The organism is Caballeronia sp. INML3B (assembly GCF_023631305.1).
Taxonomy (GTDB): Bacteria; Pseudomonadota; Gammaproteobacteria; order Burkholderiales; family Burkholderiaceae; genus Caballeronia; species Caballeronia turbans.
The window spans coordinates 16,093-42,224 of the sequence record NZ_JALQDI010000051.1; the positions used below are offsets into that span (position 1 = coordinate 16,093).

General features: G+C 63.7%; 25 protein-coding genes and 2 pseudogenes. 12 read left to right on the forward strand and 15 right to left on the reverse strand.

Features of this window, described 5'->3' with window-relative positions; translation table 11 throughout:
* Window positions 1-6: 6 nt before the first annotated feature.
* The 7 genes from NCS58_RS22800 to NCS58_RS22830 form a co-directional block, all read right to left on the reverse strand.
* Complete coding sequence (locus NCS58_RS22800; RefSeq protein WP_061117038.1) at window positions 7-495, reverse strand: MaoC/PaaZ C-terminal domain-containing protein; 489 nt, start codon at window positions 493-495, stop codon at window positions 7-9.
* A 33-nt stretch (window positions 496-528) separates the two neighbouring features.
* The gene (locus NCS58_RS22805; protein ID WP_061117039.1) at window positions 529-1,368 is read right to left on the reverse strand and encodes a sugar phosphate isomerase/epimerase; all 840 of its coding nucleotides are present in this window, start codon (window positions 1,366-1,368) and stop codon (window positions 529-531) included.
* Between the two features lie 20 nt (window positions 1,369-1,388).
* Window positions 1,389-2,546: a dihydrodipicolinate synthase family protein gene (locus NCS58_RS22810; protein ID WP_061117040.1), complete on the reverse strand. Its 1,158-nt coding sequence runs from the start codon at window positions 2,544-2,546 to the stop codon at window positions 1,389-1,391.
* A 16-nt stretch (window positions 2,547-2,562) separates the two neighbouring features.
* Window positions 2,563-3,423 carry a shikimate dehydrogenase gene (locus tag NCS58_RS22815; RefSeq protein WP_061117041.1) on the reverse strand — a complete coding sequence of 287 codons (861 nt, stop codon included), beginning with the start codon at window positions 3,421-3,423 and terminating at the stop codon, window positions 2,563-2,565.
* Complete coding sequence (locus tag NCS58_RS22820) at window positions 3,420-5,024, reverse strand: acyl CoA:acetate/3-ketoacid CoA transferase (protein WP_061117042.1); 1,605 nt, start codon at window positions 5,022-5,024, stop codon at window positions 3,420-3,422. Before NCS58_RS22820 ends, NCS58_RS22815 begins: the two co-directional genes overlap by 4 nt.
* 45 nt (window positions 5,025-5,069) lie before the next feature.
* Window positions 5,070-6,410, reverse strand: a complete 1,341-nt coding sequence (locus tag NCS58_RS22825; RefSeq protein WP_061117043.1) for an MFS transporter — start codon at window positions 6,408-6,410, stop codon at window positions 5,070-5,072.
* A 115-nt stretch (window positions 6,411-6,525) separates the two neighbouring features.
* The gene (locus NCS58_RS22830; protein WP_061117044.1) at window positions 6,526-7,281 is read right to left on the reverse strand and encodes an enoyl-CoA hydratase/isomerase family protein; all 756 of its coding nucleotides are present in this window, start codon (window positions 7,279-7,281) and stop codon (window positions 6,526-6,528) included.
* A 344-nt stretch (window positions 7,282-7,625) separates the two neighbouring features.
* On the opposite strand from NCS58_RS22830, the gene NCS58_RS22835 reads away from it, so the two are divergent.
* The 3 genes and pseudogenes from NCS58_RS22835 (at window position 7,626) to NCS58_RS22845 (ending at window position 9,041) form a co-directional block, all read left to right on the forward strand.
* The gene (locus NCS58_RS22835; protein ID WP_061117045.1) at window positions 7,626-8,219 is read left to right on the forward strand and encodes a TetR/AcrR family transcriptional regulator; all 594 of its coding nucleotides are present in this window, start codon (window positions 7,626-7,628) and stop codon (window positions 8,217-8,219) included.
* Window positions 8,219-8,317, forward strand: a pseudogene (locus tag NCS58_RS22840) (manganese catalase family protein); the annotation flags it as partial. The gene NCS58_RS22835 and the pseudogene NCS58_RS22840, both read left to right, overlap by 1 nt.
* A gap of 181 nt (window positions 8,318-8,498) precedes the next feature.
* Window positions 8,499-9,041 carry a hemerythrin domain-containing protein gene (locus tag NCS58_RS22845; RefSeq protein WP_061117264.1) on the forward strand — a complete coding sequence of 181 codons (543 nt, stop codon included), beginning with the start codon at window positions 8,499-8,501 and terminating at the stop codon, window positions 9,039-9,041.
* Between the two features lie 58 nt (window positions 9,042-9,099).
* Here the strand turns inward: NCS58_RS22845 and NCS58_RS22850 are convergent, their stop codons facing one another.
* Window positions 9,100-9,399 carry a hypothetical protein gene (locus NCS58_RS22850; protein ID WP_250538889.1) on the reverse strand — a complete coding sequence of 100 codons (300 nt, stop codon included), beginning with the start codon at window positions 9,397-9,399 and terminating at the stop codon, window positions 9,100-9,102.
* Window positions 9,396-9,770, reverse strand: coding sequence for a phage holin family protein (locus NCS58_RS22855; RefSeq protein ID WP_061117047.1), 375 nt, complete (start codon window positions 9,768-9,770; stop codon window positions 9,396-9,398). The genes NCS58_RS22850 and NCS58_RS22855 overlap by 4 nt, the downstream gene beginning before the upstream one ends.
* A 397-nt stretch (window positions 9,771-10,167) precedes the next feature.
* On the opposite strand from NCS58_RS22855, the gene NCS58_RS22860 reads away from it, so the two are divergent.
* Window positions 10,168-11,037 carry a manganese catalase family protein gene (locus tag NCS58_RS22860; protein ID WP_061117048.1) on the forward strand — a complete coding sequence of 290 codons (870 nt, stop codon included), beginning with the start codon at window positions 10,168-10,170 and terminating at the stop codon, window positions 11,035-11,037.
* A 70-nt stretch (window positions 11,038-11,107) separates the two neighbouring features.
* On the opposite strand, the gene NCS58_RS22865 is transcribed toward NCS58_RS22860, so the two are convergent.
* Window positions 11,108-11,542, reverse strand: a complete 435-nt coding sequence (locus tag NCS58_RS22865; RefSeq protein ID WP_061117049.1) for a DUF3597 domain-containing protein — start codon at window positions 11,540-11,542, stop codon at window positions 11,108-11,110.
* A 196-nt stretch (window positions 11,543-11,738) separates the two neighbouring features.
* Between NCS58_RS22865 and NCS58_RS22870 the strand changes: the two genes are divergently transcribed.
* Window positions 11,739-12,323 carry a hemerythrin domain-containing protein gene (locus tag NCS58_RS22870; protein WP_086960847.1) on the forward strand — a complete coding sequence of 195 codons (585 nt, stop codon included), beginning with the start codon at window positions 11,739-11,741 and terminating at the stop codon, window positions 12,321-12,323.
* Window position 12,324: 1 nt separating this feature from the next.
* On the opposite strand, the gene NCS58_RS22875 is transcribed toward NCS58_RS22870, so the two are convergent.
* Window positions 12,325-14,646, reverse strand: a complete 2,322-nt coding sequence (locus NCS58_RS22875; protein ID WP_061117051.1) for an FdhF/YdeP family oxidoreductase — start codon at window positions 14,644-14,646, stop codon at window positions 12,325-12,327.
* A gap of 137 nt (window positions 14,647-14,783) precedes the next feature.
* Between NCS58_RS22875 and NCS58_RS22880 the strand changes: the two genes are divergently transcribed.
* From NCS58_RS22880 to NCS58_RS22905, 6 genes are read left to right on the forward strand one after another with little or no spacing between them, the layout of a single operon-like run.
* Window positions 14,784-15,740, forward strand: coding sequence for a cytochrome c oxidase subunit II (locus tag NCS58_RS22880; protein ID WP_061117052.1), 957 nt, complete (start codon window positions 14,784-14,786; stop codon window positions 15,738-15,740).
* On the forward strand, window positions 15,737-17,671 hold the full coding sequence (gene ctaD / locus NCS58_RS22885) for a cytochrome c oxidase subunit I (RefSeq protein WP_061117053.1): 1,935 nt from the start codon (window positions 15,737-15,739) through the stop codon (window positions 17,669-17,671). The genes NCS58_RS22880 and ctaD overlap by 4 nt, the downstream gene beginning before the upstream one ends.
* Window positions 17,668-18,294, forward strand: a complete 627-nt coding sequence (locus NCS58_RS22890; protein ID WP_061117054.1) for a cytochrome c oxidase subunit 3 — start codon at window positions 17,668-17,670, stop codon at window positions 18,292-18,294. The genes ctaD and NCS58_RS22890 overlap by 4 nt, the downstream gene beginning before the upstream one ends.
* A complete protein-coding gene (locus tag NCS58_RS22895) occupies window positions 18,291-18,626 on the forward strand; it encodes a hypothetical protein (RefSeq protein WP_061117055.1) in 336 nt (111 codons plus the stop codon). The genes NCS58_RS22890 and NCS58_RS22895 overlap by 4 nt, the downstream gene beginning before the upstream one ends.
* The gene (locus NCS58_RS22900; RefSeq protein ID WP_061117056.1) at window positions 18,605-19,519 is read left to right on the forward strand and encodes a cytochrome c oxidase assembly protein; all 915 of its coding nucleotides are present in this window, start codon (window positions 18,605-18,607) and stop codon (window positions 19,517-19,519) included. Before NCS58_RS22895 ends, NCS58_RS22900 begins: the two co-directional genes overlap by 22 nt.
* Window positions 19,516-20,808 (forward strand): cytochrome c, encoded by a 1,293-nt coding sequence (locus tag NCS58_RS22905; RefSeq protein ID WP_086960849.1) that lies wholly within the window; start codon window positions 19,516-19,518, stop codon window positions 20,806-20,808. Before NCS58_RS22900 ends, NCS58_RS22905 begins: the two co-directional genes overlap by 4 nt.
* 41 nt (window positions 20,809-20,849) lie before the next feature.
* Here NCS58_RS22905 and NCS58_RS22910 read toward each other — a convergent pair.
* The 3 genes and pseudogenes from NCS58_RS22910 to NCS58_RS22920 form a co-directional block, all read right to left on the reverse strand.
* Window positions 20,850-21,326 (reverse strand): annotated as a pseudogene (locus NCS58_RS22910) (phosphatidylserine decarboxylase); the annotation flags it as partial.
* Window positions 21,327-21,354: 28 nt separating this feature from the next.
* Window positions 21,355-22,671, reverse strand: coding sequence for an MFS transporter (locus NCS58_RS22915; RefSeq protein WP_061117057.1), 1,317 nt, complete (start codon window positions 22,669-22,671; stop codon window positions 21,355-21,357).
* Window positions 22,672-22,711: 40 nt separating this feature from the next.
* Entirely contained in the window at window positions 22,712-23,986 is a 1,275-nt protein-coding gene (locus tag NCS58_RS22920; protein WP_250477673.1) for a glucarate dehydratase family protein, read from the reverse strand.
* Between the two features lie 166 nt (window positions 23,987-24,152).
* On the opposite strand from NCS58_RS22920, the gene NCS58_RS22925 reads away from it, so the two are divergent.
* A complete protein-coding gene (locus tag NCS58_RS22925; protein ID WP_061117058.1) occupies window positions 24,153-24,854 on the forward strand; it encodes a GntR family transcriptional regulator in 702 nt (233 codons plus the stop codon).
* Between the two features lie 13 nt (window positions 24,855-24,867).
* On the opposite strand, the gene NCS58_RS22930 is transcribed toward NCS58_RS22925, so the two are convergent.
* Entirely contained in the window at window positions 24,868-26,124 is a 1,257-nt protein-coding gene (locus tag NCS58_RS22930) for an SRPBCC family protein (protein WP_250477674.1), read from the reverse strand.
* Window positions 26,125-26,132 lie beyond the last annotated feature (8 nt).

Here is a 26,132-nt window from a genome sequence, read left to right on the forward strand (position 1 = left end):
GATGCGCTAAGCGCGATTCGCCATCAGCAACAGCGTTTGCCCGTCCTGCAGCACAGCTCCGTGCTGGTTCAGCACGGTCAGCCTCAACGTCGCGATGCCGCGGTCGGTTCGTTTGGTGACGCGCTTCTCCACGACTTCGATACGCACCTGGATTCGATCGCCGATCATCAGCGGCGCGCGAAACGCCCAGTTCCAGCTCAACGTCGCGAGTGCGCTGAAGCGGACGTCGCTGCGCGTCTTGAGGCCGTCGGCCAGCGCGAGTCCCAGAAGTCCATGCGCGATGCGCCCGGGAAAGCCCGCCTCCTGCGCGGCGACATCGTCCATATGCAGGTCGTACAGATCGCCCGAGACGCCCGCGTAGTTGACGACGTGCGACTCCGTGACCGTCATCCCCGAGGTGACGTAGTGATCGCCGGGTTCGATGTCGTTGAGGTCGTATTTGCCCGCCGGAAGCAGACGTCCCGTGCGCGCGTCTTCGTTGATTGCCTGGCTCATGTCCTGTCTCTTGTCTCTGTTGTCTCTGTTGCGTCAGCAAACCGATTGCAGGCGCTGCGCGCATACGGCCAGCACTTCGTCCGGCGCGACCTTCCACCACCGGTCGCGCGAAAAGATTTCCACTTCCATCATGCCGGCGTAGCCCGCGTCTTCCATCTCGCGCCGAAAGCCCGCCAGATCGATGACGCCATCGCCCATCATGCCGCGATCCATCAGCATGTCCTTCGTGTCGGCGTGCCAGTCGCACACGTGATACGCGAGAATCCGCCGCGCGCGGCCCGCCGCCGCGATGGATGCCGACAGCAGCGGGTCCCACCAGCAGTGATACACGTCGATGGCGATGCCCAGCATCGACGGATCGTCCGGCGCGATGCGTTCGCACATCGCGAGCGCCTGCCCGATCGTGTTGACGACGGAACGGTCCGCCGCGTACATCGGATGCAAAGGCTCGATGGCAAGCGGCACCTTCAGCTTGCGCGCCTCTTCGAGCAGGCGCGCGATGCTCTCGTCGACCCGAGCGCGCGCGCCCGCCAGATCGCGGCCGTTCGCATTCACGCCGCCCACGACGAGCACGAAACAGCGCGCGTCGAGCTCGGCGGCATCGTGCAGCGCCGCGATATTGCCGTCGATGCTCGCGCGCCGGTCCGCTGGCGTCGCGCCGGTCAGATACGCCGAACGGCAATAGCCGGTGACCGTGAGTTGCAGCGCGCGAAGCCGGCGCGCGACCGCTTGCGCGCCGATCGCCTCGACCTCGTGCCGCCACGGCGCGACGCCGCCGAAGCCCGCGCGCGCGATCCGCTCCAGCGTCACATCGAGCGATTCGCGATGCCCGAGCGTCGCGGTATTGATGGCGCATCGTTTCAGTGAATCCATCTCGCGCTCCCTTGCATCGTTCACAAGCCGAAGGTCTGCATGACGAGCCGCATCCGGTGCACCGCGAGTTCCGGATCGCGCAGAAGGTTGGCGGCATCGGCGAGACGGAACACGTCCGCGAGATAGAGCGGCGGACGCGCGCCGTGATGGCCGCCCGGCATGAAGAAGTGCGGCTGGAATCCGTTCAGGTACGCGAGAAAGACGACGCCCGTCTTGTAGTACTGCGTCGGCGCGCGGAAGATGTGCCGCGAGAGCGCGACCGTGGGTTCGAGCACGCGCTCGTATCGCCCGATATCGCCGCTGGCGAGCGCGGCGAGCGCCTTCGACGCGGCGGGCGCGATCGCATCGAAGATGCCGAGCAGCGCGTGCGAGAAGCCCGCTTCGTCGCCCTTGATGAGCGACGGATAGTTGAAGTCGTCGCCCGTGTACATCTTCACGCCTTCGGGCAGACGGCGGCGGAACGCGATCTCGCGCGCGTCGTCGAGCAGCGAAATCTTGATGCCGTCGATTTTGTGCGCGTTCTCCGCGATCACCGCGAGGCAGGCATCGGCGGCTTCGTCGAGATTGTCGCTGCCCCAGTAGCCTTTCAGCTCGGGATCGAACATGTCACCGAGCCAGTGCAGGATCACGGGCCGTTCGCACATCGCGAGCACTTCGCGGTAAACGCGCCGATAGTCGTCGCGATGCCGCGCGACGCGTGCGAGCGCGCGGCTCGCCATCAGGATCACGCGGCTGCCGGTGCGCTGGATGGCGTCGAGCTGCATCGCATAGGCGCGAATCACGTCATCGCACGATGTCACCGCGTGCGCGCTCAGATGGTCGGTGCCGCAGCCCGACGCGATGAGCGCCTGAGGCATGTCGCGCGTTTCGGCCATCGTGCGTTGCACGAGTTCGAGCGCGATTTCCCACGACAGACCCATGCCGCGCTGCGCGGTGTCCATCGCTTCGGCAATGCCGAGGCCCTGCCCGATCAGATAACGCCGGTACTCGATGGTGCGCGGCCAGTCGAGCGCGGCGGGCTGATTCAGTTCGCCGCTGCGATGCGGATCGGCGACGACGTGCGCCGCCGAATACGCGATGCGGTTGAACGTTGCGCCCGCCGGCGCACCGCTGATCGGATCGCCTGTGAGCGTGTAGGTGTCGAACTGGCCGGAAGCGGCCGGAAGAACGATTTGCATGATGGTGGTTGCGCGCTCAGGCGTGCTCGTCGGAGAAACATGAAAACGAGGCGGGCATTTCGATGCCGAAGAACGTCGCGAACGCCGCGAGTTGCCCTTCGATCATCGGCCGGCCGTTGGTCGCGCGGCAGCCGCACTGCCGCGCATGTTCGAGCAGCGGGGTTTCGGCGGGCGTCATGATGATGTCGACCACCTGAAGCGCCGGCGCAAACGCGCCGAACGCCGCGGGCATGCCGTCACCCGGCCGCATGCCGACCGGCGAGCAGTTGACGAGCAGATCGATGCCCGCGAGATTCGCCGGATCGATATCGACGCTCGCCGGGCAGTCCGGATAGAACCGGTTCAGCCGCGCCGCCAGTTGCTCGGGCAACTCGCGCTGCGGATCGGCAAGCGCGATGCTCGCCGCGCCCGCTTCCGCCAGCGCATGCGCCACCGCCGCGCCCGCGCCGCCCGCGCCGAGCTGCTTCACATGCTTGCCGCGCACCTCGAAACCGATGCGCTTTAAGCCCAGCACGAGGCCGGTGCCGTCGAACATGTCGCCGAACCAGCTTCCGTCGGGACGCTCACGCATGACGTTGATCGCGCCGACACGGCGGGCGGTGTCGGAGACTTCATCGACCATCGACATGGCGCGCACCTTGTGCGGCACCGTGACGACGAGCCCGTCGACGTTGCCGAGCGCCTGAAGCCCGGCCATGACCGGCTGGAACACGTTGACGGGGACATCGAACGGCAGGCAGACCGCATCGATGCCGCCCGCTTCGAACAGCGCGTTCATCAGTTGCGGCGTTTTCACCTGCGTCACCGGATTGCCGACAATGCCGAACAAGCGCGTCGCCCCGCCGATGCGATATCTGCGCGTGGCTGGCTGCGTCACCGCTGTCCCTCCGCCAAACCAGCGAGGCGCGCATGACGCGGCCACGGTTGCGTGTCCATCGCGGCATCGAGGCCTATCGGCTCGGGGCGGAACAGGCGTTCGTCCATCAGCTTGAGATCGGGCGAGATGACTGGCCTGAACGCCATGTGCGCGAGCACGTCGCGTTCGAGATCGATGCCCGGCGCGATCTCGATCAGTTCCAGCGCACCCTCGATGGCGCGAAACACCGCGCGCTCGGTGACGAAGAGCGTCGTCTGATTGCGTTCCTGCGCGTACGGCCCGCTGTACGACACCTGCTGGAGCTTCGACACGAACTTGCGGTGCGCGCCTTCCTTGAGAATCTGCAACTGCCCGCCTTCGCACGACACTTGCAGGCTGCCCGCCGTGAACGTGCCGCCGAATACCATCTTGCGCGCGTTCTGGCTGATGTTGATGAACCCGCCCACGCCGATCAGCTTGTTCGCGAAGCGGCTGATGTTCACGCTGCCCTGCGAATCGATTTCCACGGCCGAAAGAAACGCGATGTCGATGCCGCCGCCATCGTAGAAATCGAACTGTGACGGCATGTCCACGATGGCGCTGTAGTTGCGCGCCGCGCCCGCGTCGAGACCCGCGGCAGGCGCGCCGCCGATCAGCCCTTGCTCGTTGGTCAGAACGATGTGATGCAGCACGTCCTCTTCCGCCGCGACGAGCCCGATGCCCGTGCATACGCCCGAACCCACGTTGCACACCACGCCGACGCGCAGTTCCATCGCGAGACGCCGCGCGATGATCTTGCGTTCGTCGAGCGGCAGCCGCGGAAAACCGCCGAGCGGAATGCGCAGTTCGCCGCTGAACGCGGGATCGTAGGCGGTCTGGTAGGTCACCGGCTGATCCGGCTCGACGACCACCGCATCCACCAACATGCCGGGAATCTTCACCGTCTTGGCGGGCAGCGTACCGCGCCGCGCGAGCCGCTTGACCTGCACGATCACGAGGCCGCCGTTGCGCCGGGTCGCCTGCGCCATCGAAAGCATGTCGCCGAACACGGCTTCGCCTTCCATCGATACATTGCCATCTTCGTCGGCCGTCGTGCCGCGCAGGAACGCGACATCGACTTCGAAAGGCTTGTAGAACAGCCACTCGCGCCCTTCGATTTCGATCAGGCTCACGAGCTTGTCGTCGCTCGGCGCACCTTGCAGGCCGCCGCCGTTACGCGGATCGACGAAGGTATGCAGGCCGACGTGGCTGACGAGTCCCGGCCTACCCGCCGCCATTTCGCGCGTGAGTTGCGACAGCGCGCCCTGCGGCAACGTCCACGCTTCGAGTTCCTTGTTCAGCGCCATCTGCGCGAGCGGGGGCGAATCGACCAGCGTGCCGCACACGACGCGCTTGAGCAGCCCAGGATGCGCGAGCCGCGATGCGCCGCGCTCGCCGCGATCGCCGAGACCGACCGGATGCACGGACGTAATCCGGCGCGGCGCGCCCTGCGCGAGAAAGCGGCGCTCGAGCGCCTCGATGAGCGATTCGGGCACGGCATGTCCGCTTCCCGATCCTCCGATCATCAACGTGTCGCCGTCCTTCAGTAGGGATGCAGCCTGGTCGGCGGTCAAAATTTGCATGTTCTGTGCTCCGGTGTTTTCTGTGTCTGTCGATGCGTGCCTCTGCTACGCCGCCGAGCGCGATTCCGCAAATACCTGCTCGTCATCGCGGTGACGCGAAAGATGCTTGCCGAGCAGCGCGGCGATCAGCGTGAACAGGCAAAACGCGGCGAGGTACAGCATCACGTAGGTCGGCTTGCCGTCGGCATAGGCGACCAGCGCCGTGGCGATGAACGGCGTCGGCCCGCCGATGAACGCGCCCGAAAACTCGCGGCACATGGCGATGCCGGAGAAGCGGTACTGCGTCGGAAAGAGGTTGGAGAGGAACGCGCCCTGCGCGCCGCACGTGCAGCCCCAGCTGATGCCGTAGACCGCGCTCATCGCGATCGTGGCGAGCACGACGTCCTTCGAATCGATCGCATGAAAGAGCGGCCACACGAGCGCGAGCGCGATCATCGCGCCGGCGGCGAACACGTTGCCGCTGCCGTACTTGTCCGCGAGCATGCCGCCGACTGGCGCGCAGAAGAGCGAAAAGCCGAGCGCGATGATGAGCACGACCAGACTGTCCGCCTTCGCCATGCCGACGGTGTTCGTCATGTAGCTCAGCGCGAAGGTGTTGAGCACGTACGACAGCGCCTGATGGCCGCCCATCGCGAAGAAGCCGCACAGCAGTTCGCGCCGGCTCTTGCGAAACAGTTCGGCCACGGGCACTTTCGCGCCCTTGGCCTTTTCGCTCGCCTTCTCCATCGCCGCTACGTATTCGGGCGTCTCGTCGAGTTTCGAACGGATGTAGATGGCGACGCCGAACAGCGCGAGCGACAGCAGGAACGGCACGCGCCACACCCACGAGAAGAGGATGTCCTCGGGCACGTACGAAATCATCAGGAAGGTGGCGATGGCGATCATCACGCCGAAGTTGGTTGCGGCGTTCGGAATCGACGTGAAGAATGCGCGGCGGCTCGGCGGCGTGTATTCGGCGATCAGCGTGATCGCGCCCGCGAGTTCCGCGCCCGCGCCGAAGCCCTGCATCATGCGCAGGAGCACGAGCAGAATCGGCGCGAGGATGCCCGCCTGCTGCCAGGTCGGCAACAAACCGAGGCCGACGGTCGCCGCGCCCATGATCGTCACGCAGAAGACGAGCGCGGGCTTGCGGCCGTATTTATCGCCGATGTGGGAAATGACGATGCCGCCCAGCGGCCGGATGATGAAGCCCACGGCAAACGTCGCGAACGCGGCGAGCGTGCCCGCCAGCGACGACAAATGCGGAAAAAACAGCTTGTTGATGATGAGGCCCGATGCCGCCGCGTAAAGCCCATAGTCGTACCATTCGATGATGGTTCCGAGCGTGGACGCGAATACGGCGCGCCGGATGTTCCTGCGGTCTGCCCGCGCGAGTGCTGGTTGCATGGCGCCGTCTCCTGCTTCTCTTGTCTGATCTCGTGTGCGATGCCGCGCGCCTGAAGGTCGCGGCATCCGTTGACGGTTTCGCTGCTGATCGTGTCGATCGTGTCGATCTCGTGAATCAGGTCCGGCCGCGATTGCCGAACGCGTTGGCGCCCTCCTCGTAATTGCCCGAGGCGAAGCAGAGCGAGGTCAGCTCGTTCTCGTAGCGGATGCCTTCGTCCACGCTCATCGAGAGCGCCGCGCGCACCGCCGCCTTCACCGACTGCGTGGCGATCGGGCTGAAACCGGCCATCTTGCGGCACAGCGCCATGGCGTGATCGACGACGGCCTCGTCGTCCACCACCATCTCGACCAGGCCGATGCTGCGCGCCTCGTCCGCATCGATGGTGTCGCCGGTCAACAGAAGGCGCATCGCCTGTCCGTAGCCGACCAGACGCGGCAGCATCTGCGAGGCGCCGCCGCCGCCCACCCATCCGCGCAGCACTTCGGGCGCGCCGAACTTCGCGCTCCGGCCGGCCACGCGGATATCGGCGCCGAGCATCATTTCCAGTCCGCCTCCGAGCACCCAGCCCTTCAATGCGGCGACGACGGGCTTGCTGAAATCGCGCACGACCATCGCGTAATCGGTGCGCGCGCGGAACTCCCACGCGGTCCGGTACGTCTTGAGCGAATGCAAGTCGCTGCCCGCGCTGAACGCGCGCTCGCCTTCGCCGCGCAGCAGCACCACGTGAACCGTCTCGTCGCGCTCGATGTCCTGCCGGATGCCGACGAGCGCCTGCGTCATCTCGGGTGTGATCGCGTTCATCTTTTCCGGCCGGTTGATGACGATCTCCGCCACCGCGCCGTGCTTGCGCATCAGTATCTGTTCCTGCATCGCGCCTCCTTTTTGCCGACTGCCGGAGCAGTCATGTCCCTTTGCGTTTTCCCTTATACTTACTTACTAGTAAGTAGCTTGAGCGGACATTAACATCTATCCCGAACGTCGCGCAACGGGAATTTCGAGGACGGAGAAATGGAGGCTACACAGTGGATGCGAAGACGCTCGAAGCACACGGAGGAACGCGGCCGGCCGATAGGGGTCGTGTAAAATCAGCCGTTGCTTCGCCCCGTATGAGGCTTAGTCACCACACCGATCCTCACCGAGGGAAAACCTTGAGTCAGACCGAGAAGACCGCAAGAACCGACAAGACGGCTCCAGCTACCCGGCAGCGGTCGTCCATGTACGACAGCATCAAGGACGTGGCCAAACGGCTTCTGATCGCGCACGGTTATCACAAGACGACGTTCGGCGTGATCGCGAAGGAGCTCGGCATCACGACGACCAACATCCACTATCACTTCGGCAACAAGAACAGTCTCGTCGAGGAGGTGGTGAAGGATTACGTGGCAGGCGCAACGGAAGGTCAGAAGAATATCTGGCTCGACGAAACCATGTCCTTGCAGGAAAAGGTGCAGGCGGAAATCGCCTTCAACCGCAATCTCTTTCGCAAGTACAACCCCAACGGCAAGACGCGCAAGCCGTGGAGCCTGATCGGCCGGCTGCGCCTCGAAAGCGACGTCCTCACCGACGAAGCGCGCGCCGCGCTCGCGGGCTTCACTACCGAAATCCACGGCGCGGTGGAGTTCGCGGTAGCGCATGCGAGCCGCAGCGGCGAGCTTAAGCGCGACACGCCCAAGGAAGACCTGATCTTCCTGCTCACGCATCTGATCGACAGCCTGTCGGTGTTCGCACAGGACGCGGGCGGCTTCGAGCGTGTCGAGCAGTTCATGAACTCGTTCTCGCGCGTCGTCCTCGCGAAATACACGAAGTAATGTTCGGGCATAGCAAGCATCTGCAGTACACAGTCCGCGTCGCCGCTCCCAATCCGGGTCTGGCGAATCTGCGGCTCGAGCAATTCGGCGGTCCGCAGGAGTTGCATAACAACCGCGTATGATCGGAAGGTTGACACGACTCTCGACTTTCTTGTCATCGGATTAATCGAGTTCACTCACAGTATCGAACAAGGATGAACCTGATTGAACGCGTTCCGCTGATCGGGTCCGCGCTTTGCTCTACATCGTGACACCTGACAATCCGAAATGGAGAACACGATGCCCCGCCCGACCCCCACCCAGGACACGACTGCCGCGACTTCCGCCGTCACGCAAAGTCAGGATGCCATTCAATTGCTGACGGATGATCATCGCGCCGTCGAAAAGCTGTTCGATGCGTTCGAGAAAACCCAGAAGGACGATCTGGATGCCAAGTCCACACTCGTGCGACGCGCCTGTGAAGAGCTCACGGTTCACGCGATGATCGAGGAAGAACTGCTTTATCCCGCAGCGCAGGAAGCGCTAGAAGAAGACGACCGCCCCGATGTCGAGGAAGCCTATGTCGAACACTTTCTCGTGAAGGTGCTGATCGACAAATTCACGAAGCTCAAAGCAGGCGAACCCGGTTTCGATGCCACCTTCAAGGTGATGAGCGAGATGGTGCGTCATCACATCGAAGAAGAAGAGTCAGACTTGTTTCCCAAGCTGCGAAAGTCCGGCGCCGATCTCGGTGCGCTCGGCAAGAAGCTGATTCAGCGCAAGGAAAAGCTGGAGGCGAAGATCCCGAAAGATGCTGGCGATAACACGATGCGCCTGCATTGATTCTGGCCAATATAAAGAAGAAGCGGCGCGCCCGACGTTGGGCGCGCGCATCCGCTGGTCATCCGCGCAGCGCGTCGAGCACATCGGAGAACGCACGATGTGTCGATGCGCTCAATCCCGCGCCGACCGCCGTCTGCACCGTTCGGCGCACACCGAGAATGGTGATGCCGACGAGCGCGAGTGCAATCAACTCGGCGTTGGGAGAGCGCAGAAACCACGGCACGGGGCGCGTCGTCGGCAGCGCACGCGGAACGCGCGTGACACGCAAGGGTCCGTCCGCAGTGTGCGCGGCAATCAGCTCCGCGCGCGATTCCGCCATGCGCGCGAGCACGGCTCCCTGAGCTTCGGCATGCTTCATTGCGCTGCCTCCCTGATGGCATCCGCGTCGCGTTGCAATTGTTCGCGCAGCATTTGAAACGGCTGCGCCGGCTTGCGCGACATCATCACAATGACGGCGATCACCGCAACCGCGAACCAGGCGCCCGCGACGCACCACGCCGTCAGCACGAGATACGGCGTGCTCGCCGCGGTCACGATTACGGCGATCGACACGAAAGACAACGTGAACAGCGCACCGATCGTGAGCGCCACGAGCGCGACCACTTCGTGCAATACGCGCTTCTTGGTTTCAGCGAGTTCGATCGGAATCAGCTCGCCATAGTCGACGAGGCGTCTCGTGCAGAAGTGGCCGATCCTGCGCCAGTTGGCGATCTTTCTCTGGATTGTCATCGTTGCTGCTCCAGCGAGGTTTCAGTCGAGACGGAGTGTCCTGTCACCACCTGGAGCACCGCGCATGCCTGCGATACCCACCCGCGCAACGTGAACGCATTGGCCCGAGAGCTGCGGCCGAAATGAGAATCGGTGGCACAGCCGTTGCTGAAATGTGATGCGCCGACCTCGCTTTTCGTCGACGATTTTTTTGGCCCTTTAGCACTTTATCCACGACGTGGTCGATTCAGGCCGCGTCTTCGCCAGCGCAAGACCTCGCGCTGAGACTCGCGGTACCAGACTGCAAGTGACGTAATCCCGCTCCTCTCAGTCGCTGCGAGCCCAACGACATGTGCAACCCAGACGAGCGCTGGTTCAAGGCAGGGACCCCGCTCGCCTTACACAAGGAAACGTCATCATGTTTGTTCATAACAAGCGCCTGCAATACACCGTGCGCGTCGCCGGTCCGAATCCCGGCCTCGCCAATCTCATGCTGGAACAGTTCGGCGGCCCGCAAGGCGAACTCGCCGCGGCCTGTCGTTATTTCACTCAGGCAGTTGCGGAAGACGATCCGGGCCGCAAGGACCTGCTTTTCGATATCGCCACCGAGGAGTTGAGCCATCTCGAAGTGATCGGCTCCATCGTCGCGATGCTGAACAAGGGCGCGAAGGGTCAGCTCGCGGAAGCGGTGGAATCGGAAGCGGAGTTGTACCGGTCACTCACGGGCGGCGGCAACGACTCGCACACCACCGCGCTGCTTTACGGCGGCGGCCCCGCGCTCACCAACTCCGCGGGCGTGCCGTGGACCGCAGCCTACATCGACACCATCGGTGAACCGACCGCCGATCTGCGCTCGAACATCGCGGCCGAGGCCCGCGCGAAGATCGTCTATGAGCGTCTCATCAATGTGACCGACGATCCCGGCATCAGGGACGCGCTCGGCTTTCTGATGACGCGCGAGATCGCACATCAGAAGTCGTTCGAGAAGGCCTTGCACGCCATTCAGCCAAACTTCCCGCAAGGCAAGTTGCCGGGCAATCCGGAGTTCACGAGCGTCTACTTCAACATGTCGAAGGACGGCGATGCACGCGGTCCGTGGAATGAAGGCGGCGACTGGAAGTTCGTCGAAGATCCGCAGCCGGCCGTGGATGGCGGCGACGGCACCGCGACGGTGAGCGTATCGGAGCAGGACGTAGAGACGCTCCAGGCGATGGTCTCGCGCACCGCATCCGATCCGTCGAGCGATCCGACAACGGGCGCGGATCTCGGCGCAGGCAAGGCGAGCTGACGCGCGACCCGCGCCTTGCGCGGCGATGGCGAACCATCGTTCGGTTTGCCATCGCCGCGATGCGGGACTGTTACTTCAAATCATCAGGTACTTTGCCGCCGTTTTCCGCGAGCTTCTGCATGACCTGCTTGTGAAGCCATATATTCATCGCGGCCGAGTCCTCCGTATTTCCCGTGTAATGCAATTCCGCCGCGAGTTCCTTGCGCGCAGACAGGCTGCTGTCGAGGCCGAGCAGCTTCATCAGATCGACGATCGACGTTCGCCAGTTGAGTCGTTCGCCGTGACTTGCCTGCATCTTGGTCAGCACCGCTTCGACATCGACTTCCTGCATAGGCGCGGCGGCCTGCGTCGGCGCGGACTGCGCAGGCGCGGAACCAGGCGCGGCAGCGGGCGTTGATGAAGCCGGCGCGGCCGGCGCGGCCGGCTGTCCGGCGGCTGGGCTCGCGTTGGCGGGCGCGCTGTCGTGGTGAAAGATCTTGTTCAGGATATTGGAAAAGATACTCATGACGTCTCCTTTGGAAGTGAGCCCTCGGTACGTGCAAGTGTCATGCCGCAGCGCTGCCGACACATCCGTCATTCGACGCAGCGATAATCCGACGCGGAATAACGCTTGCTGTATGAGTGTCGTGCCGTAAAAGCACGGTAGCGCGAATTCCCCACAATAAAGTAGCCCCGCAATGCGGCGAGGAGTCATCGTGGACATGTCATCCTGTTCCCCTTCCATCACGACCATGATCCGCATGGATCACACGCACGTGATGGCGGCCTTTCATCGCTATCACGCGCAAACGCCTTGGTGGAGAAAACGCGCCATCGTCGAGCTTGCCTGCACGGCACTGGAAATTCATGCACAACTGGAAGAAGAAATCTTCTATCCCGCGCTCAGCGAGGTCATGGCCGGCGACGAGCGTCTCACGAAGAGCAAGCCCGAGCACGACGCGATGAGGGAAGAGATCGCCAAGCTGCGTGCAATGGGTCCGCAAGACGCCGCGTACGATGCGCGCTTCATGCAGCTCATGCGCGAAGTGATGCATCACGTCGCGGACGAAGAAACTGTCTTGCTGCCGACCGCCGAGCGCGCGCTCGCGTCACAGCTATCCGAACTCGGCATGCGCATGACGAAGCGCCGCATGCAACTCGTCGCTCAACATCATCCGTCTGCGATCGCGGCGAATACGGCCGGCACGTTTCCGCTCGCGTCGCTTGCCGTCATCTCGCTGGGCGCGCTCGCTATCGCGCGTTGTCTGCGGCCCGCAGGCGCGCGCCGCATCGCACGTGATGCGTGATTCACGTCACGCTTCGCGGCGTGCCGTTGACCTCGACGATCAACACCGGAATCGACTTGGCCGCCGGCACTTTGCTTTCCTTCGCGTGATGCCATAGCGGCAGCAGCGGGTTGCACTCCGGGTAATAACCCGCGATGCATCCCTGCGGTATGTCGTAGGGCTGTATGCGCAAGCCTGCGACGCGTCGCTCGAAACCATCGTCGGAAATCGTGCGCAACGTCACGCGGTCGTCTTTCTTGAGCCCGTGGCGCGTCATGTCGGCCTCGCACATGAAGATCACCATGCGCTCGCCGCGGATGCCGCGAAATCGGTCGTCGAGACTATAGATCGTCGTGTTGAACTGGCTGTCGCTGCGCAGCGTCATGAGACGCAACGATTGCGGCTCGCGCTCGGGCATGTCGGGATCTTCGATAAGAGTCTCGGGCACGAAGAACTCCGCCTTGCCGCTCTTCGTCTTCCACTTGCGTTCGCGCGCCGGCAGATCGCGCGGGAAGCCACCCGGCGTCCACATTCTTTCGTTGAAGTCGTGAAAGGTCTCGGGATAGGTCTTCGCGATCTCGTCGCGCACCAGCGCATAGTCGTTGCGCCACCGGTCCCAGTCCACGGTCGAGCGTGCGCCGAGCGTGTGCTTTGCCAGTTCCGCGACGATATACGGCTCCGAGCGCGCATCGTGCGATGCAGGTTCTGCCACACCGCGCGAGCCATGAATGCAGCCAGTGCTGTCTTCCATCGACACGGCCTGCGCCCCGCTTGCCTGCGTGTCGATTTCGATGCGGCTCAGGCAAGGCAAGATGTACGACTTCTCGCCGTGCACGAGATGACTTCGATTCAGTTTCGTCGCAACATTGACCGTGAGCTTCAGGTTGCGCCAGGCCGGTTCGATCCGCATGCGGTCCGGAACCGAACGCACGAGATTGCCGCCGAGATTGATGATCGCGCTGACTTTGCCGTCGAGCATCGCCTCGAAAGTTTCAACGATGTTCATGCCCTTCTCGCGCGGCGGCTCGAATCCGAACTGGCTTGCGAGCTTGTCGAGCGGCGCGAGTTCTGGCTTCTCGGTAATGCCCACTGTGCGTTGCCCCTGCACGTTCGAATGTCCGCGCACCGGCGACGGCCCCGCGCCCGGCTTGCCGATGTTGCCGCGCAAAAACAGGAGATTGCACAGCATGCGCACGTTCTGCACGCCCTCTCTGTGTTGCGTGATCCCCATGCCGTAGTGCGCCATCACCGCGTTCGCACGCATGTATTCCGCGGCCGCGGCTTCGAGGTCCGCACGCGGCAGTCCCGCCACGCGCTCGATCTCGCTCCACGACGCGGCGCGCACATAGTCCGCGAAGGCTTCGAACCCCACGGTGTGCGTATCGATGAAATCGACATCGAGCACGCGCGGCTCGCCGCGTTCCTTCGCGCGATCGTCGGCATCGATGACGGTCTTGCAGATGCCCAGCAACGCCGCCGTGTCGCCGCCCGTCTTCACCTGATGGTATTGCGTGCTGATCTGCGTATGCGCAGGCGTCATCATCTCGAGCGGCGATTGCGGATTGGCGAACTTCAAAAGGCCCGGCTCGCGCAACGGGTTGAACGTGATGATCGGCACGCCGCGTTTTCTGGCGTCTTGAAGCTGATGCAGCATGCGCGGGCTATTGGTCCCGACGTTCTGCCCGAAAAAGAACATGAGATCGGTCTTCTCGAAGTCGTCGAGCGTAACCGTGCCGACGCCCACGCCAATGGCTTCCTTCAGTCCGACGCTCGTGCTTTCGTGACACATGTTCGAGCTGTCCGGCAGATTGTTGGTGCCGTACATGCGTGCGAAAAGCTGGTACATGTACGACGTTTCCAGCGATGCGCGCCCCGACGCATAGAACGCGACGCCCTTCGGATCGAACGCGCGCAACTCGCGGCCGATATCCTCGAACGCTTCTTCCCAGGTGACGCTCACGTACTTGTCCGTAGTGGCGTAATAGCGCAATGGCGCGGTCAGACGTCCTGCGTCTTCGAGATCGTGGTCATGCCACGCGCACAGCTCCGCGACGGTGTGAAGCTCGAAGAACTGCGGCGTCATGCGCTTCGCCGTGAGATCCCACGCAGTCGCCTTCGCGCCGCTTTCGCAGAACTCGAACGTGTGCGGATCGGCCGGCTTCGCCCATGAGCAGCTCACGCACGCGAAGCCTTCGGGCTTGTTCTGCTTGAGCAGCACAGTGCTGAGTTTGAGCGGCACCTTCTCGTGAATGAGCGCACCCGTGACCGCCCTGAGCGATCCCCATCCGCCCGACGAATACGGGTATGCGCCGTTCTTGCGAGCGGCATTGTCTGATTCGGCCATGTCTTTGCCTCGAGCGTCGTCTTAATGCTTCTATGCGAGGCTCAAGCAAACCGCATTCCCTTTCCGATAGCCTTCGCTTTCGTGGCACAGCGATTGCTCCCTAGTCTGAACGTCCGCCTTCTGTCCAGCGAGCGATCATGCAGAGCGCACTGAGCCCGGCAGGCATTCAGGCCAGCCGTATCCTAGATCTTTGGCATCTGACACTGGCCGTCTGCTGCATCGTTTTCGCAGCGATCCTGCTCGCCTGCCTGATCGCAATGATCCGCGCGCCACGTGCCGATCACGCGACGCCTGCGGACCTGTCCGCCATCGGCCGCCGCGAGCCGCAGGTGCGCTTCTGGGTCGTCGCTTCGACAGCCGTTTCCACATTTCTCCTCTTCGGGCTGGTGCTCGCGGACGTACTTACGGATCGAGCGCTCTCGCGCCTTCCGGTCGACAACGCGCTGCGTATAGAGATGACGGGTTATCAATGGTGGTGGCAGGCGCGCTATCTTCCCGATGGCGAGGCGCCCGGTTTCGTGCTCGCAAACGAGCTGCACGTCCCGGTCGGGCGGCCAGTCGTCGTATCGTTAAAGGCCGCCGATGTCATCCACACGTTCTGGGTGCCGAACCTGCACGGCAAGAGGGACATGATTCCCGGGCGCGATGCGACCATCGAATTCCGCGCCGATAAAGCAGGCGTTTATCGCGGGCAATGCGCCGAGTTCTGCGGCTACGAACACGCGCTGATGGCCTTCTCGATCACAGCCGATCCACCCGCGCAGTACGAAGCATGGGCCGCGCAACAGCGCAAGGCTGCGCAAACGCCTTCGGACGAAATCGCCGTGCGTGGCCGCGACGTGTTCATGAGCCAGGATTGCGCGCGCTGTCACACCGTCCGCGGCAGCGGAGCGCAAGGCACGCTCGGCCCGGATCTTACGCACATCGCGAGCCGCCGGACGCTCGCCGCCGGCACGCTGGCGAACAATCGCGACAACCTGACTGGATGGATAGTCGATCCGCGCGCGCTCAAGCCCGGCACGGTCATGCCGCCCACGCGCCTGCCGCCCGCCGACCTGAATGCGCTGCTCACGTGGATGGAGACGCTCAAATGAGCAACGAGCCGAACGCCCCCAGTCTCGTCGACGGCCCGCACGCATCGCCCGAAGTGCGCGCGGCGCTCGCGGCGACGTGGAGCGACCCGCCCGGGTTCATCGGCATGTTGTGCGCGGTCAATCACAAGACGATCGCAAGGCGCTTCATCGTCACGACATTTGTGTTCTTCCTGCTTGCGGGACTGCTCGCGCTCGTCATGCGCGCGCAGCTCGCGCGTGCCGATCAGCGCCTGATCGGGCCGAATCTCTATAACGAACTCTTCACGATGCACGGCACGACGATGATGTTCCTCTTCGCCGTGCCCGTGATGCAGGCGGTCGCCACATTCCTCGTGCCGCTGATGATCGGCGCGCGCAGCATCGCCTTTCCGCGCGTGAACGCCTATGCCTACTGGGTTTTTCTGTTCGGCGGGCTGCTGCTCTTCGCGTCGCTCGCCGTGAACACCGCGCCGAACGCGGGCTGGTTCAGCTATGTGCCGCTTGCCGGTCCCGATTACTCGCCGAACAAGGGCGCCGATATCTGGGCGCAGATGATCACGTTCACCGAGTTGTCGGGCCTGCTCGAAGCGGTCGTGCTCATCACGACGATCTTCAAGCTGCGCGCGCCCGGCATGTCGCTTAACCGCATGCCGCTGTTCGTGTGGGCCACGCTCGTCACGCAGTTCATGGTCATCTTCGCGATGCCTGCTGTCATGTTGTGCAGCACCGCGCTGATTCTCGACCGCCTCGTCGGCACGCATTTCTATAACCCGGCCAAGGGCGGCGACGTGCTCTTGTGGCAACACCTTTTCTGGTTCTTCGGTCATCCCGAGGTCTATCTGATCTTCATTCCGCCGCTCGGCTTCATCTCGTCGATCATTCCGACTTTCGCGCGCCGCCCGATGTTCGGCTATCCCGCGATGGTGCTGTCACTCATAGCCACTGCGTTTCTTGCGTTCGGACTGTGGGTGCACCACATGTTCGCGACCAACATCCCGGAGCTGGGCAAGAGCTTCTTCACCGCCGCGAGCCTGATGATCGCGATTCCATCGGCCATTCAGATCTTTTGCTGGATCGGCACACTGTGGACAGGAAAGCTCAATCTGCGCGTGCCGTTGCTCTTCGTGCTCGCATTCTTCTTCATCCTCGTGATGGGCGGGATGACCGGCATTATGGTGGCATCCGTGCCGCTCGACCTGCAGGTGCATGACACGTACTTCGTCGTCGCGCATCTGCATTATGTGTTGCTGGGCGGCGCCGTGTTTCCGTTGTTCGGCGCGTTCTATTACTGGTTCCCGAAGTTCGCGGGCCGCATGCTCGGCGAGCGGCTCGGCAAATGGCAGTTCTGGCTGTTCTTCATCGGCTTCAACGTAACGTTCTTTCCGATGCATCTGCTCGGCCTCGAAGGCATGCCGCGGCGCGTGTGGACTTATCCGCACGGGCTCGGCTGGGACGCCATGAACATGACGGCGACCATCGGCGCATATGTGATCGCGTTGAGCGTGCTGCTTTTCATCGTCAATGTCGTGCAGAGCGCGCGCAGTCAAGTGCCGGCGAGGGCCGATCCTTGGGGCGCGGGCACGCTCGAATGGAGCGTGCCGTCTCCGCCGCCGCCCCATAACTTCGATGCGATTCCCGTCGTGCATGGCCGCGATCCGCTGTGGGAGCCTTCCGCGCAACCGAGGTTCGTCGCGGGCCTCGCCGCCGATGCGCGCGAAGTGCTCGTGACGAGCGTGCTCGATGCGCAGCCCGATCATCGGCCGCTGTTTCCGAGGCCGTCGATCTGGCCATTCGTCAGCGCCGTCGCGACGACCGTGCTCTTCATCGGCTCGATCTATACGCCGTGGGCGATCGTGTGGGCGTCGCTGCCGGTCGCGGTCGCCATGATCCTCTGGTTCTGGCCGAGCCGCAGCGAGAACCGCGTGGCGCTCGAGCGGGAGCAAAGTCCATGAATCACACTCGCCCCGACGATATCGACACGAGCGATCTCGTGCTCGACGTGCGTACGCTGCCGACCTTCGCGTTCAGCCATCGCAGCCTGATGTGGTGGAGCACGACGGGCCTGATGCTGATCGAAGGCACGGTCTTCGCGATCGCAGTCATCATGTACTTCTATCTGCGCACGCGCGCCCCGGCCTGGCCAATGGCCGCCGATGCGCCCGGCCTGCTCTGGGGCTCACTCAATACGGCTGTGCTGATCGCGAGCCTGTGGCCGAATCAGCTTGCAAAAAACGCTGCGGAACGTGGCGAGCGCCGCAAGGCTGCGATATGGCTCGTCGTTTGCCTTGTGGCATCGCTCGCGTTTCTCGTGATACGCGGGTTCGAGTTCGCCTCGCTGAACGTGAGCTGGTACGCCAATGCGTATGGCTCCGTCGTCTGGCTGCTGCTCGGGCTGCATACGACGCACCTGATCACCGACACCATCGATACCGCCGTGCTCACCGTGCTGCTTTTCACGGGGCCATTCGAAGGCAAACGTCTCGTCGATGTCAGCGAGAACGCGCTCTATTGGTACTTCGTCGTGTTGACCTGGCTGCCGATCTACGCCGTGATCTATTGGGCCGCTCGCTTATGAAAACCTGGCTTGCGCTGCTCGGCGCGCCTTCGATCGTGCTCGGATGCCTCAGCGTGAACTACGCGCTGGTGACGCCCGCGTGCCGCCTGGGCGGCCATGCCTTGCTCGACGGCGTGAGCGGCGCGAGCCTGCTCGTCTGCGTCGCCGCGACGCTCCTCGCGTGGCAGCGCTGGCGCGACGCGCGGCGCACGCTCGGCCTGCCGACGCCCGATGCCGGCGATCGTCCCGCGCGCGCAGGATTCATCGCGGCGGTGGCGGCGGGCGTGGGCGCGCTGTCGGTCTTGTCCGTGATCGCGATTTCGATACCGCAATGGCTACTGTCCGCCTGTTGAAACGCGCGCTGCCTTGCGCCCTCGCCGCATGCGCCGATGTCCATGCCCATGGCGTGACGACGGACGCTTCGCCGCTCGCGTGGACGTTCGAGCCGTGGGTCGTCGGCGTGCTGGTGCTAAGCGCGGCGCTCTACATCGCCGGATACCTGAGGCTGCGCACGCGAGGCGCGCAAGGTCGCTCGCAACGCACCGGCAGACTCCTTGCGTTTTTAGCGGGCTGGCTCACGCTCGTCGGTGCGCTCGTATCGCCGCTGCATGCGCTGAGCGACTGGCTTTTCTCGGCGCATATGCTTCAGCACGAGCTTCTGATGCTCGTGGCCGCGCCGCTTCTCGTGATCGGCCGGCCGCTCGCGGTGTGGCTTTGGGCTTTTCCTGCGAATGCGCGAACGCGCATCGGCGTGGCGACGCGCTCGCGCTGGATCAGACATCCATGGCGCTTGCTCACGCTGCCCGCCGTCGCCTGGACCCTGCACGCCGCAGCGCTCTGGTGCTGGCATGCGCCGCGCTTTTTCGAAGCGGCGCTCGCGCGCCCCGGCATCCACACGCTTCAGCATGCGAGCTTTCTCGCGAGCGCGCTGCTTTTCTGGTGGTCGGTGTTCGGCCGCGCATCGGAGGCGCATGGCGCGCCCAATGCACACGCGATGCTTTCGCTCTTCACGACGATGGTCCATACCGGCGCGCTCGGCGCACTGCTCACGCTCGCGCCGGGCGTCTGGTATCCGTCGTGCATCGAGACGACGCTCGCGCTCGGCTTCGATCCGCTTCAGGATCAGCAACTCGGCGGCCTCGTGATGTGGGTGCCGGGCGGGCTCGCGTATCTGGTGGGCGCACTGCTCGTCGGCGCCCGCTGGCTCGCGCGGCGGCCGCCACGCATCGGGAGCGGCGCGCGATGACGATGAAATCCATGCGTGCGCTTGCGCACTTCGCCATGCTCGCGCTGCTATCGCCTGTTGCGGTCATGGCAAACGATGCGGCGCCATCGCCCGACTTAATCGCGCGCGGCGCGTATCTCGCGAAAGCGGCCGACTGCGCGGGCTGCCATACTGCGACGCCGGACGGCGCGCCCTATGCGGGCGGGCTCGAAATGACCTCGCCGTTCGGCACTATCGTAAGCAGCAACATCACCCCGGATCGCGAGACGGGCATCGGTGCTTATAGCTATGAGGATTTCGCGAAGGCGCTGCGGGAAGGCGTCGCGCGCGGCGGCAAGGGACTGTATCCCGCGATGCCCTATCCCGCCTTCGTCAAGATCACCGACGCCGACATGCGTGCGCTCTACGCCTACATGATGCACGGCGTGCCGCCCATTAGGTATCGGCCGCCGGAAAGCAAGGTGCCGTTTCCGTTCAATCAGCGCTGGGCGCTGCGCGTGTGGCGGATGGCGTTCGCGCCGAAGGACACGTTCGAGCCGAACGCCGCGCGGGATGCGTCATGGAATCGCGGGGCGTATCTGGTGCAGTCGCTCGGACACTGCGGGTCGTGTCATACGCCGCGCGGTATCGCCTATCAGGAACGGGGCTATGACGAGTCATCGAAGACGTATCTGTCGGGCGGCATCAATGACAACTGGTTTGCGCCGAACCTGCGCGCGGACATGGGCTCGGGGCTCGGGCGCCTGTCCGCGGAGGATATCGCCGCGTTTCTCGGGACCGGCCACGGCGCGGGCATCGTCGCGTATGGAAGCATGGTCCAGACGGTGGAAGACAGCCTGCAATATCTCAGCGATGACGACTTGCGCGCGATCGCCGTCTATCTCAAGAGCCTGCCCGCGACGGGCGCCGCAGATGGCGCATATGATCCCGCGCTCGCAGCGAGGGGCCGTCTCAAGACGCGCGCACCCGATGTCCCGCCCGAGCAAGGCGCCGCAGTATACGCGGGTTTCTGCGCGCAATGCCATCGCGATGACGGCAAAGGCGTCCCGAAAGCGTTCCCTTCGCTCGCGGGCAATCCCTCGGTCCTCAGTGAGGACACGACTTCGCTGATACGGCTCGTCGTCGAAGGCGGTAACAGCCCGGCGACGATCCACGGTCCGCCGCGCCAGCCGATGCCCGCCTTCGCCGGCCGCCTGACCGACGTGCAGATCGCGCAAGTGCTGACCTACGTGCGTGCATCGTGGGGCAACGACGCGCGCCCCGTTACGACGAATGACGTCGCCTCGATGCGCAGCAAGTTGCACAAATAACGCAGGCAATCATCGGGCGGCGTGCCGCGGGAGATCGAGCTTCAACGCGCCGTGCACAGAGGCGCATTGACCTGAATGGGCGGCGCCTTGTCATCGAATGGCGGCTGACGCACGAAGCTTTCGATCACGCCGGGCCTGAAAATCAGGCAGTAAGTAGAGCCGCCATATTGAAAGTAGCCGAGCTCTTCGCCCTTGCGCACACGCTGTCCGGGCAGCGCATCGATCATGCATGACGAGACTTCCGCCATGCCGCCGAAGACGCACGCCACTTCGCCGATGGCCGGATCGTCGCAATCGATGACGATCACCGCACGCGCGGCAACCGCCGTGATATAGCCTTGCGAATCGTTGAGGCTGCTCGGGTCGTAACCTTCGGCATCGGCGTCGGAGTAATACGTGCCATCGACGAGATACGCCTTCACGATCGTTCCGCTCACCGGCGCATGCCAGCGATGATAGAAAAAGGCACTGAGAAAGGCCTGATACACCGTTCCGCCGACGAAGCGACGCGCGAGATCCGCTACATGCCTTGCCGCTGCCGCGCGATTACTTCTGCACGCCCGGTTGCAGCGCCGCTGCATCGCGCCCCGCGCGCGGCGTCATGCGCGCGAAAAACACGACACCCGCAGCCACGACCGACATCACCGCGAGCCCCGTCAAGCCGCCCTGAATCGAACCCGTCTTCTGTTCGAGGAAGCCGAACGTGGCCGGCGCGACGAAGCCGCCGAGATTGCCGATCGAGTTGATCAGCGCGAGCACGGGCGCCGCGATGCGCGCATCGAGATAACCTTGTGGAATCGGCCAGAAGCATGACGATGCAGCCTTGAAACCGATCGCCGCGAAGCAGATCGCGACAAACGAGAAGACCGGACTGCCGAGACCCGCGGCATACATGCCGGCCGCCGCGATCAGCAGTACGCACGCGACCCACGCCTGCTGAAACTTGAAGCGTGCCGCGAGCGCCGCGAACAGATACATCGCGACGATGGAGATAAGCCACGGAATCGAGTTGAAGAGGCCGACCTGGAAATCGTTGAGATGCCCCATCTTGCGGATGATGCTCGGCAGCCAGAACGTCGCGCCGTAGATCGTCAGCGAGACCGAGAAATAGATCAGGCAGAAGATCAGGATCTGCGGATCGCGCAGCAGACTCCACGACGATGGCTTCTTCGTGTGCGCGGCATCGCGACGGCGCTGCTCGTCCTCGATTTCGGCGACGACCGCATCCTGCTCGGCGGGCGTGAGCCATTTCGCGTCGCGCGGCTTCGAATCGAGCCAGAACCATACGAAGCCGGCGAGCACGACCGACGCCATGCCTTCGATGATGAACATCCACTGCCAGCCGCGCAGCCCCACGCCCTCGATCAGCATCAGCCCGCCCGAGATCGGGCCGGAGAATACCGAAGCCAGCGCCGAGCCGCTCAGAAAGACGGCCATCGCCTTGCCGCGTTCATCGCGCGGCAGCCATTGCGTGAAATAGAGCACGACGCCCGGGAAGAAGCCCGCTTCGGCCGCGCCGAGCAGAAGCCGCATCGCATAGAAGGAGGTCTCGCCCTTCACGAAGGCCATGCCCACGGCCGCGAGCCCCCACGTGATCATGATGCGTGTGAGCCACGCCTTCGCGCCGAAGCGCTGCATCAGCATGTTCGACGGCACCTCGAACACCGCGTAGCTCACGAAGAACAAGCCCGCGCCGAGTCCATAGGCCGCCGCGCCGATGCCGAGATCCGCGCTCAGATGCTGGCGCACGAAACCAATGTTCACGCGGTCGATGTAATTGACGATGAACATCACGACGAAAAGCGGCAGCACATGCCACTTGATCTTGCGGACGGCGCTCGACAGCGCGCTGGAACTGCTCATGAAGTTGTCTCCTGGAATGCGCGTGTACTTGTTCTATGACTCAGAAGCGCGGGTTCTTGCCGGTGAAGTCCGGCTGATACTTGCGCATCTGCGAGAGGTCGTCGCGATTGCGCACGCCGCACGTCAGGTATTGCTCGTGCAATGCGGCGAGCTGCTCGCGATCGAGCTCGACACCGAGACCCGGCGTCGTCGGCACGCGCACCGCGCCGTTATCGAATTTGACGCGGCCGCCCTTGATCACTTCTTCCTCCTGCCACGGGTAATGTGTGTCGCACGCATACGTGAGGTTCGGCACGCTCGCCGCGACATGCGTCATCGCCATCAGGCTGATGCCGAGGTGCGAGTTCGAATGCATCGACATGCCGAAGCCCCACAGCCGGGCCATGCGCGCGAGGGTCTGCGTTGCGCGCAGCCCGCCCCAGTAGTGGTGATCGGAGAGCAGCACCTTGATCGAGCCCATGTTGCAGCCGCGACGGAAGTCGTCCATCGTGGTGATGACCATGTTGGTCGCGAGCGGCAGCTTCGTGTGCTTTTGCAGTTCGGCCATGCCTTCGAGGCCGGGGCATGGGTCCTCGTAGTATTCGAGAATCTCGTCGAGCTCGGGCGCGGCCGCGATGCTCGTCTCGAGTGTCCAGTTCGCGTTCGGATCGAGGCGCAGCGGCACGCCGGGAAACGCCTTCGCGAGCGCCTGCATGCAGGCGATTTCATGCGCGGGCTCGAACACGCCGCCCTTTAGCTTGATGCTCTGGAAACCGTACAGGTCGATCATGCGCTGCGCCTGCGCGACGATCTGCTCCGGGCTGATGCCCTCGCCCCACGCGTCGGGTGCATAGGGCTCGCCGATATGTTCCGCGTACTTGAAAAACAGATATGCGCTGTACGGCACGGCGTCGCGGACCTTGCCGCCGAGGAGATCGACGACCGGCGCACCGACGATCTGCCCTTGCAGATCGAGCATCGCCACTTCGAACGTGCTGATGACCTTCGGCGCATTTTTCGCGGCATGCGAGCCGGGGGCGAGTTCGAACTCGACGGCGCCGGGCGTCGCCTTGATCGTCGCGCGCACACGCTCTTCCATCCGGTTCAGGTCGAACGGCGACAGGCCGATCACAAGCTCTCTGGCCTGATCGAGCACGCGCAGCATCGGCTCGTCGCCATACGTTTCGGAGATGCCGACACGCCCGTCGCTCGTCTCCAGCTCGACGATAGCGCGCAACGCCCAAGGCTCATGGATGCCCGCGGCGTTAAGCAACGGGCCGTCGCGAAAGGCGATCGGCGTGATTCGAACCTGGGTGATGGCGATATCGCGGGTCATGTCGGGCATCTTCGAAAGTTGCAGGAGTTCCGGCATCGTAAAGCACTAATACATTAGTGTGTCAGTCGGGTATACGCTCATCGTCCTTTTCGAAGTTGCCCCGCCACATGCCGCCGAGCGCGGCTATAGTACTAATGTTTCAGTCGCGAACCGCTTTCCCTCTGACATGAAAAACGCCGCTTCCGCCACGGTCCATCGCCTCGACCGCTCCCGCCATGCCGCGCCGCAGGTTTTCGAGCGGCTGCGCGAAATGATCCTTTCGCTCGAACTGGAGCCCGGTACGGTGCTGTCGCGCACAGAACTCGCAACGCGCTACGGCCTCAGCCAGACGCCTGTGCGCGATGCGCTGATGAAGCTCGGCGAAGAAGGACTCGTCGACATCTTTCCGCAACACGCGACGGTCGTAAGCCAGATCAGCGTGGCGTCGGCGATGCAGGCGCATTTTCTGCGCCGCTCGATCGAACTCGAAGTCGTGCGCACGCTGGCGCGGGACCACAGGGCGTCGCTGGTCGCGCGGCTGCGCGCGACGATCGCGGAACAGACGGAGTGGCTCGATCCGAAGGACGTCGAGCAGTTTTCAGCGCTCGACCAGGCTTTCCATCGGCAAATGTATGAGGCCGCGGGCGTACCGCAACTCTGGGACCTCGTGCGCAGACTGAGCGGCCATATCGACCGCCTGCGCCGTCTGCATTTGCCGGTCGAGGGCAAGACGATGGCCGTGGTGCGAGATCACACGGAAATCGTCGATGCCATTGAAAAAGGCGATGCCGACGCAGCCGATGCCGCGCTGCGCAGGCATTTATCCGGCACGCTCAGTCAGGTGGACGAGATTCGCACACGCCACCCGACTTTCGTGACCGATCACTGAGCGGGGGCGTCATTCAGACGCCGTGGGCGCGCAGGCGAGCCGAGTACCAGCGCGAAAACTGCTCCACATAGCTCTCCGTGAACGGCGAGAACACAGCGGGCCGATAGGCGGGATCCTGCGTGCCTTCATGCGTGATCTCGACCAGATGCTTGTCCTGCGCGTTGGTCGCGACCCACACTTCCGTCAGATCCTGAATCTGATAATCGACGCCCTCGACCGCATCCGCGTGCACGAGCCATTTCGAGCGCACGAGCGTTTTATCCGGCGCGAGCGGGATGATGTACGAGATGACCGCGTGGTCGCTCATCACGTGCGTCCATGCGTTGTGCGTCCAGAGATGCGTGTCGCCCAGATCGCGCCGCTGCAGATTGCCGAGCAGCTTTTGACTCGCGACCTTCGTGCTGATGGTCTGCGATTCGCCGTGTCCCGCGATGACGAGTTGCTGCGTTCTGAACTGCGTGATGGCATCCTCGTCCAGCCATTCGACGGTCGCGCTCGTGAAGCCGTCGCGCTCCCAGCTTGCCTGACATGCCGCGTTCCGGGCCTTGTAGGCCTCGATTTCCCCGAGCGCTTCCTCCGTGAGATTTTCCGTGCTGAAGCCGAAATCCTCGGGCAGAAACGAAGCGGTCAGTTCCGGATGCGTCGCCGCGCAGTGATAGCACTCGCGGTTGTTCTCGATCACGAGCTTCCAGTTGCCGTTCTCGATGATCTCAGATTCGAACGCGATCTTCGTGTTGCGCAGGTCGAACGGCGCGAACCGCGGCGCCATCGTGTCTTCGAGCTTCGCGATGTCCGTCGGCGGTTCGTCGGCAAGGCACACGAAGATATGCGTGCCGACGATGCGCGTATGCACCGGCAGCAGGCTGCGGCACTTCGGATCGAAATCTCGGCCCATGTGCGCGGCGTGGCGCAGGCTGCCGTCGAGATCGTAGGTCCACTGGTGATACGGGCACACCAGCATGCCGACCGTCGATTTCCCGGCCTCCTTCAGGCGCGCGCCGCGATGACGGCAGACGTTGCGATAAGTGCGGATGTTCTCCTCGTCGTCGCGAACGATGATGATCGAAGCCCGGCCGATATCCACCGTGGAGACATCACCCGGTTCCGGCACGTCCGCCGTCACGCCGACCAGAATCCAGTGCTTATGGAAAAAGACCTCGACATCCTTCTCGAACACGTCCTGCCGCCCGAACAGCTCGCCGGGCAATCCGTGGCCGGGCTCGCGGCTGCGGATCAGTTCGCCAAGAGTCTTGCATTGCACTTCGGACATCGTCGCTC

Coding starts and splice junctions, on each gene's coding strand:
- NCS58_RS22895 (WP_061117055.1), top strand. CDS start 18,291: ATGAAAACCTGGCTTGCGCTGCTCGGCGCGCCTTCGATCGTGCTCGGA.
- NCS58_RS22915 (WP_061117057.1), bottom strand. CDS start 22,671: ATGAGCAGTTCCAGCGCGCTGTCGAGCGCCGTCCGCAAGATCAAGTGG.
- NCS58_RS22810 (WP_061117040.1), bottom strand. CDS start 2,546: ATGCAAATCGTTCTTCCGGCCGCTTCCGGCCAGTTCGACACCTACACG.
- NCS58_RS22870 (WP_086960847.1), top strand. CDS start 11,739: ATGTCATCCTGTTCCCCTTCCATCACGACCATGATCCGCATGGATCAC.
- ctaD (WP_061117053.1), top strand. CDS start 15,737: ATGAGCAACGAGCCGAACGCCCCCAGTCTCGTCGACGGCCCGCACGCA.
- NCS58_RS22880 (WP_061117052.1), top strand. CDS start 14,784: ATGCAGAGCGCACTGAGCCCGGCAGGCATTCAGGCCAGCCGTATCCTA.
- NCS58_RS22855 (WP_061117047.1), bottom strand. CDS start 9,770: ATGACAATCCAGAGAAAGATCGCCAACTGGCGCAGGATCGGCCACTTC.
- NCS58_RS22860 (WP_061117048.1), top strand. CDS start 10,168: ATGTTTGTTCATAACAAGCGCCTGCAATACACCGTGCGCGTCGCCGGT.
- NCS58_RS22820 (WP_061117042.1), bottom strand. CDS start 5,024: ATGCAAATTTTGACCGCCGACCAGGCTGCATCCCTACTGAAGGACGGC.
- NCS58_RS22875 (WP_061117051.1), bottom strand. CDS start 14,646: ATGGCCGAATCAGACAATGCCGCTCGCAAGAACGGCGCATACCCGTAT.
- NCS58_RS22865 (WP_061117049.1), bottom strand. CDS start 11,542: ATGAGTATCTTTTCCAATATCCTGAACAAGATCTTTCACCACGACAGC.
- NCS58_RS22800 (WP_061117038.1), bottom strand. CDS start 495: ATGAGCCAGGCAATCAACGAAGACGCGCGCACGGGACGTCTGCTTCCG.
- NCS58_RS22825 (WP_061117043.1), bottom strand. CDS start 6,410: ATGCAACCAGCACTCGCGCGGGCAGACCGCAGGAACATCCGGCGCGCC.
- NCS58_RS22890 (WP_061117054.1), top strand. CDS start 17,668: ATGAATCACACTCGCCCCGACGATATCGACACGAGCGATCTCGTGCTC.
- NCS58_RS22900 (WP_061117056.1), top strand. CDS start 18,605: ATGGCTACTGTCCGCCTGTTGAAACGCGCGCTGCCTTGCGCCCTCGCC.
- NCS58_RS22905 (WP_086960849.1), top strand. CDS start 19,516: ATGACGATGAAATCCATGCGTGCGCTTGCGCACTTCGCCATGCTCGCG.
- NCS58_RS22930 (WP_250477674.1), bottom strand. CDS start 26,124: ATGTCCGAAGTGCAATGCAAGACTCTTGGCGAACTGATCCGCAGCCGC.
- NCS58_RS22925 (WP_061117058.1), top strand. CDS start 24,153: ATGAAAAACGCCGCTTCCGCCACGGTCCATCGCCTCGACCGCTCCCGC.
- NCS58_RS22830 (WP_061117044.1), bottom strand. CDS start 7,281: ATGCAGGAACAGATACTGATGCGCAAGCACGGCGCGGTGGCGGAGATC.
- NCS58_RS22845 (WP_061117264.1), top strand. CDS start 8,499: ATGCCCCGCCCGACCCCCACCCAGGACACGACTGCCGCGACTTCCGCC.
- NCS58_RS22835 (WP_061117045.1), top strand. CDS start 7,626: ATGTACGACAGCATCAAGGACGTGGCCAAACGGCTTCTGATCGCGCAC.
- NCS58_RS22920 (WP_250477673.1), bottom strand. CDS start 23,986: ATGACCCGCGATATCGCCATCACCCAGGTTCGAATCACGCCGATCGCC.
- NCS58_RS22850 (WP_250538889.1), bottom strand. CDS start 9,399: ATGAAGCATGCCGAAGCTCAGGGAGCCGTGCTCGCGCGCATGGCGGAA.
- NCS58_RS22805 (WP_061117039.1), bottom strand. CDS start 1,368: ATGGATTCACTGAAACGATGCGCCATCAATACCGCGACGCTCGGGCAT.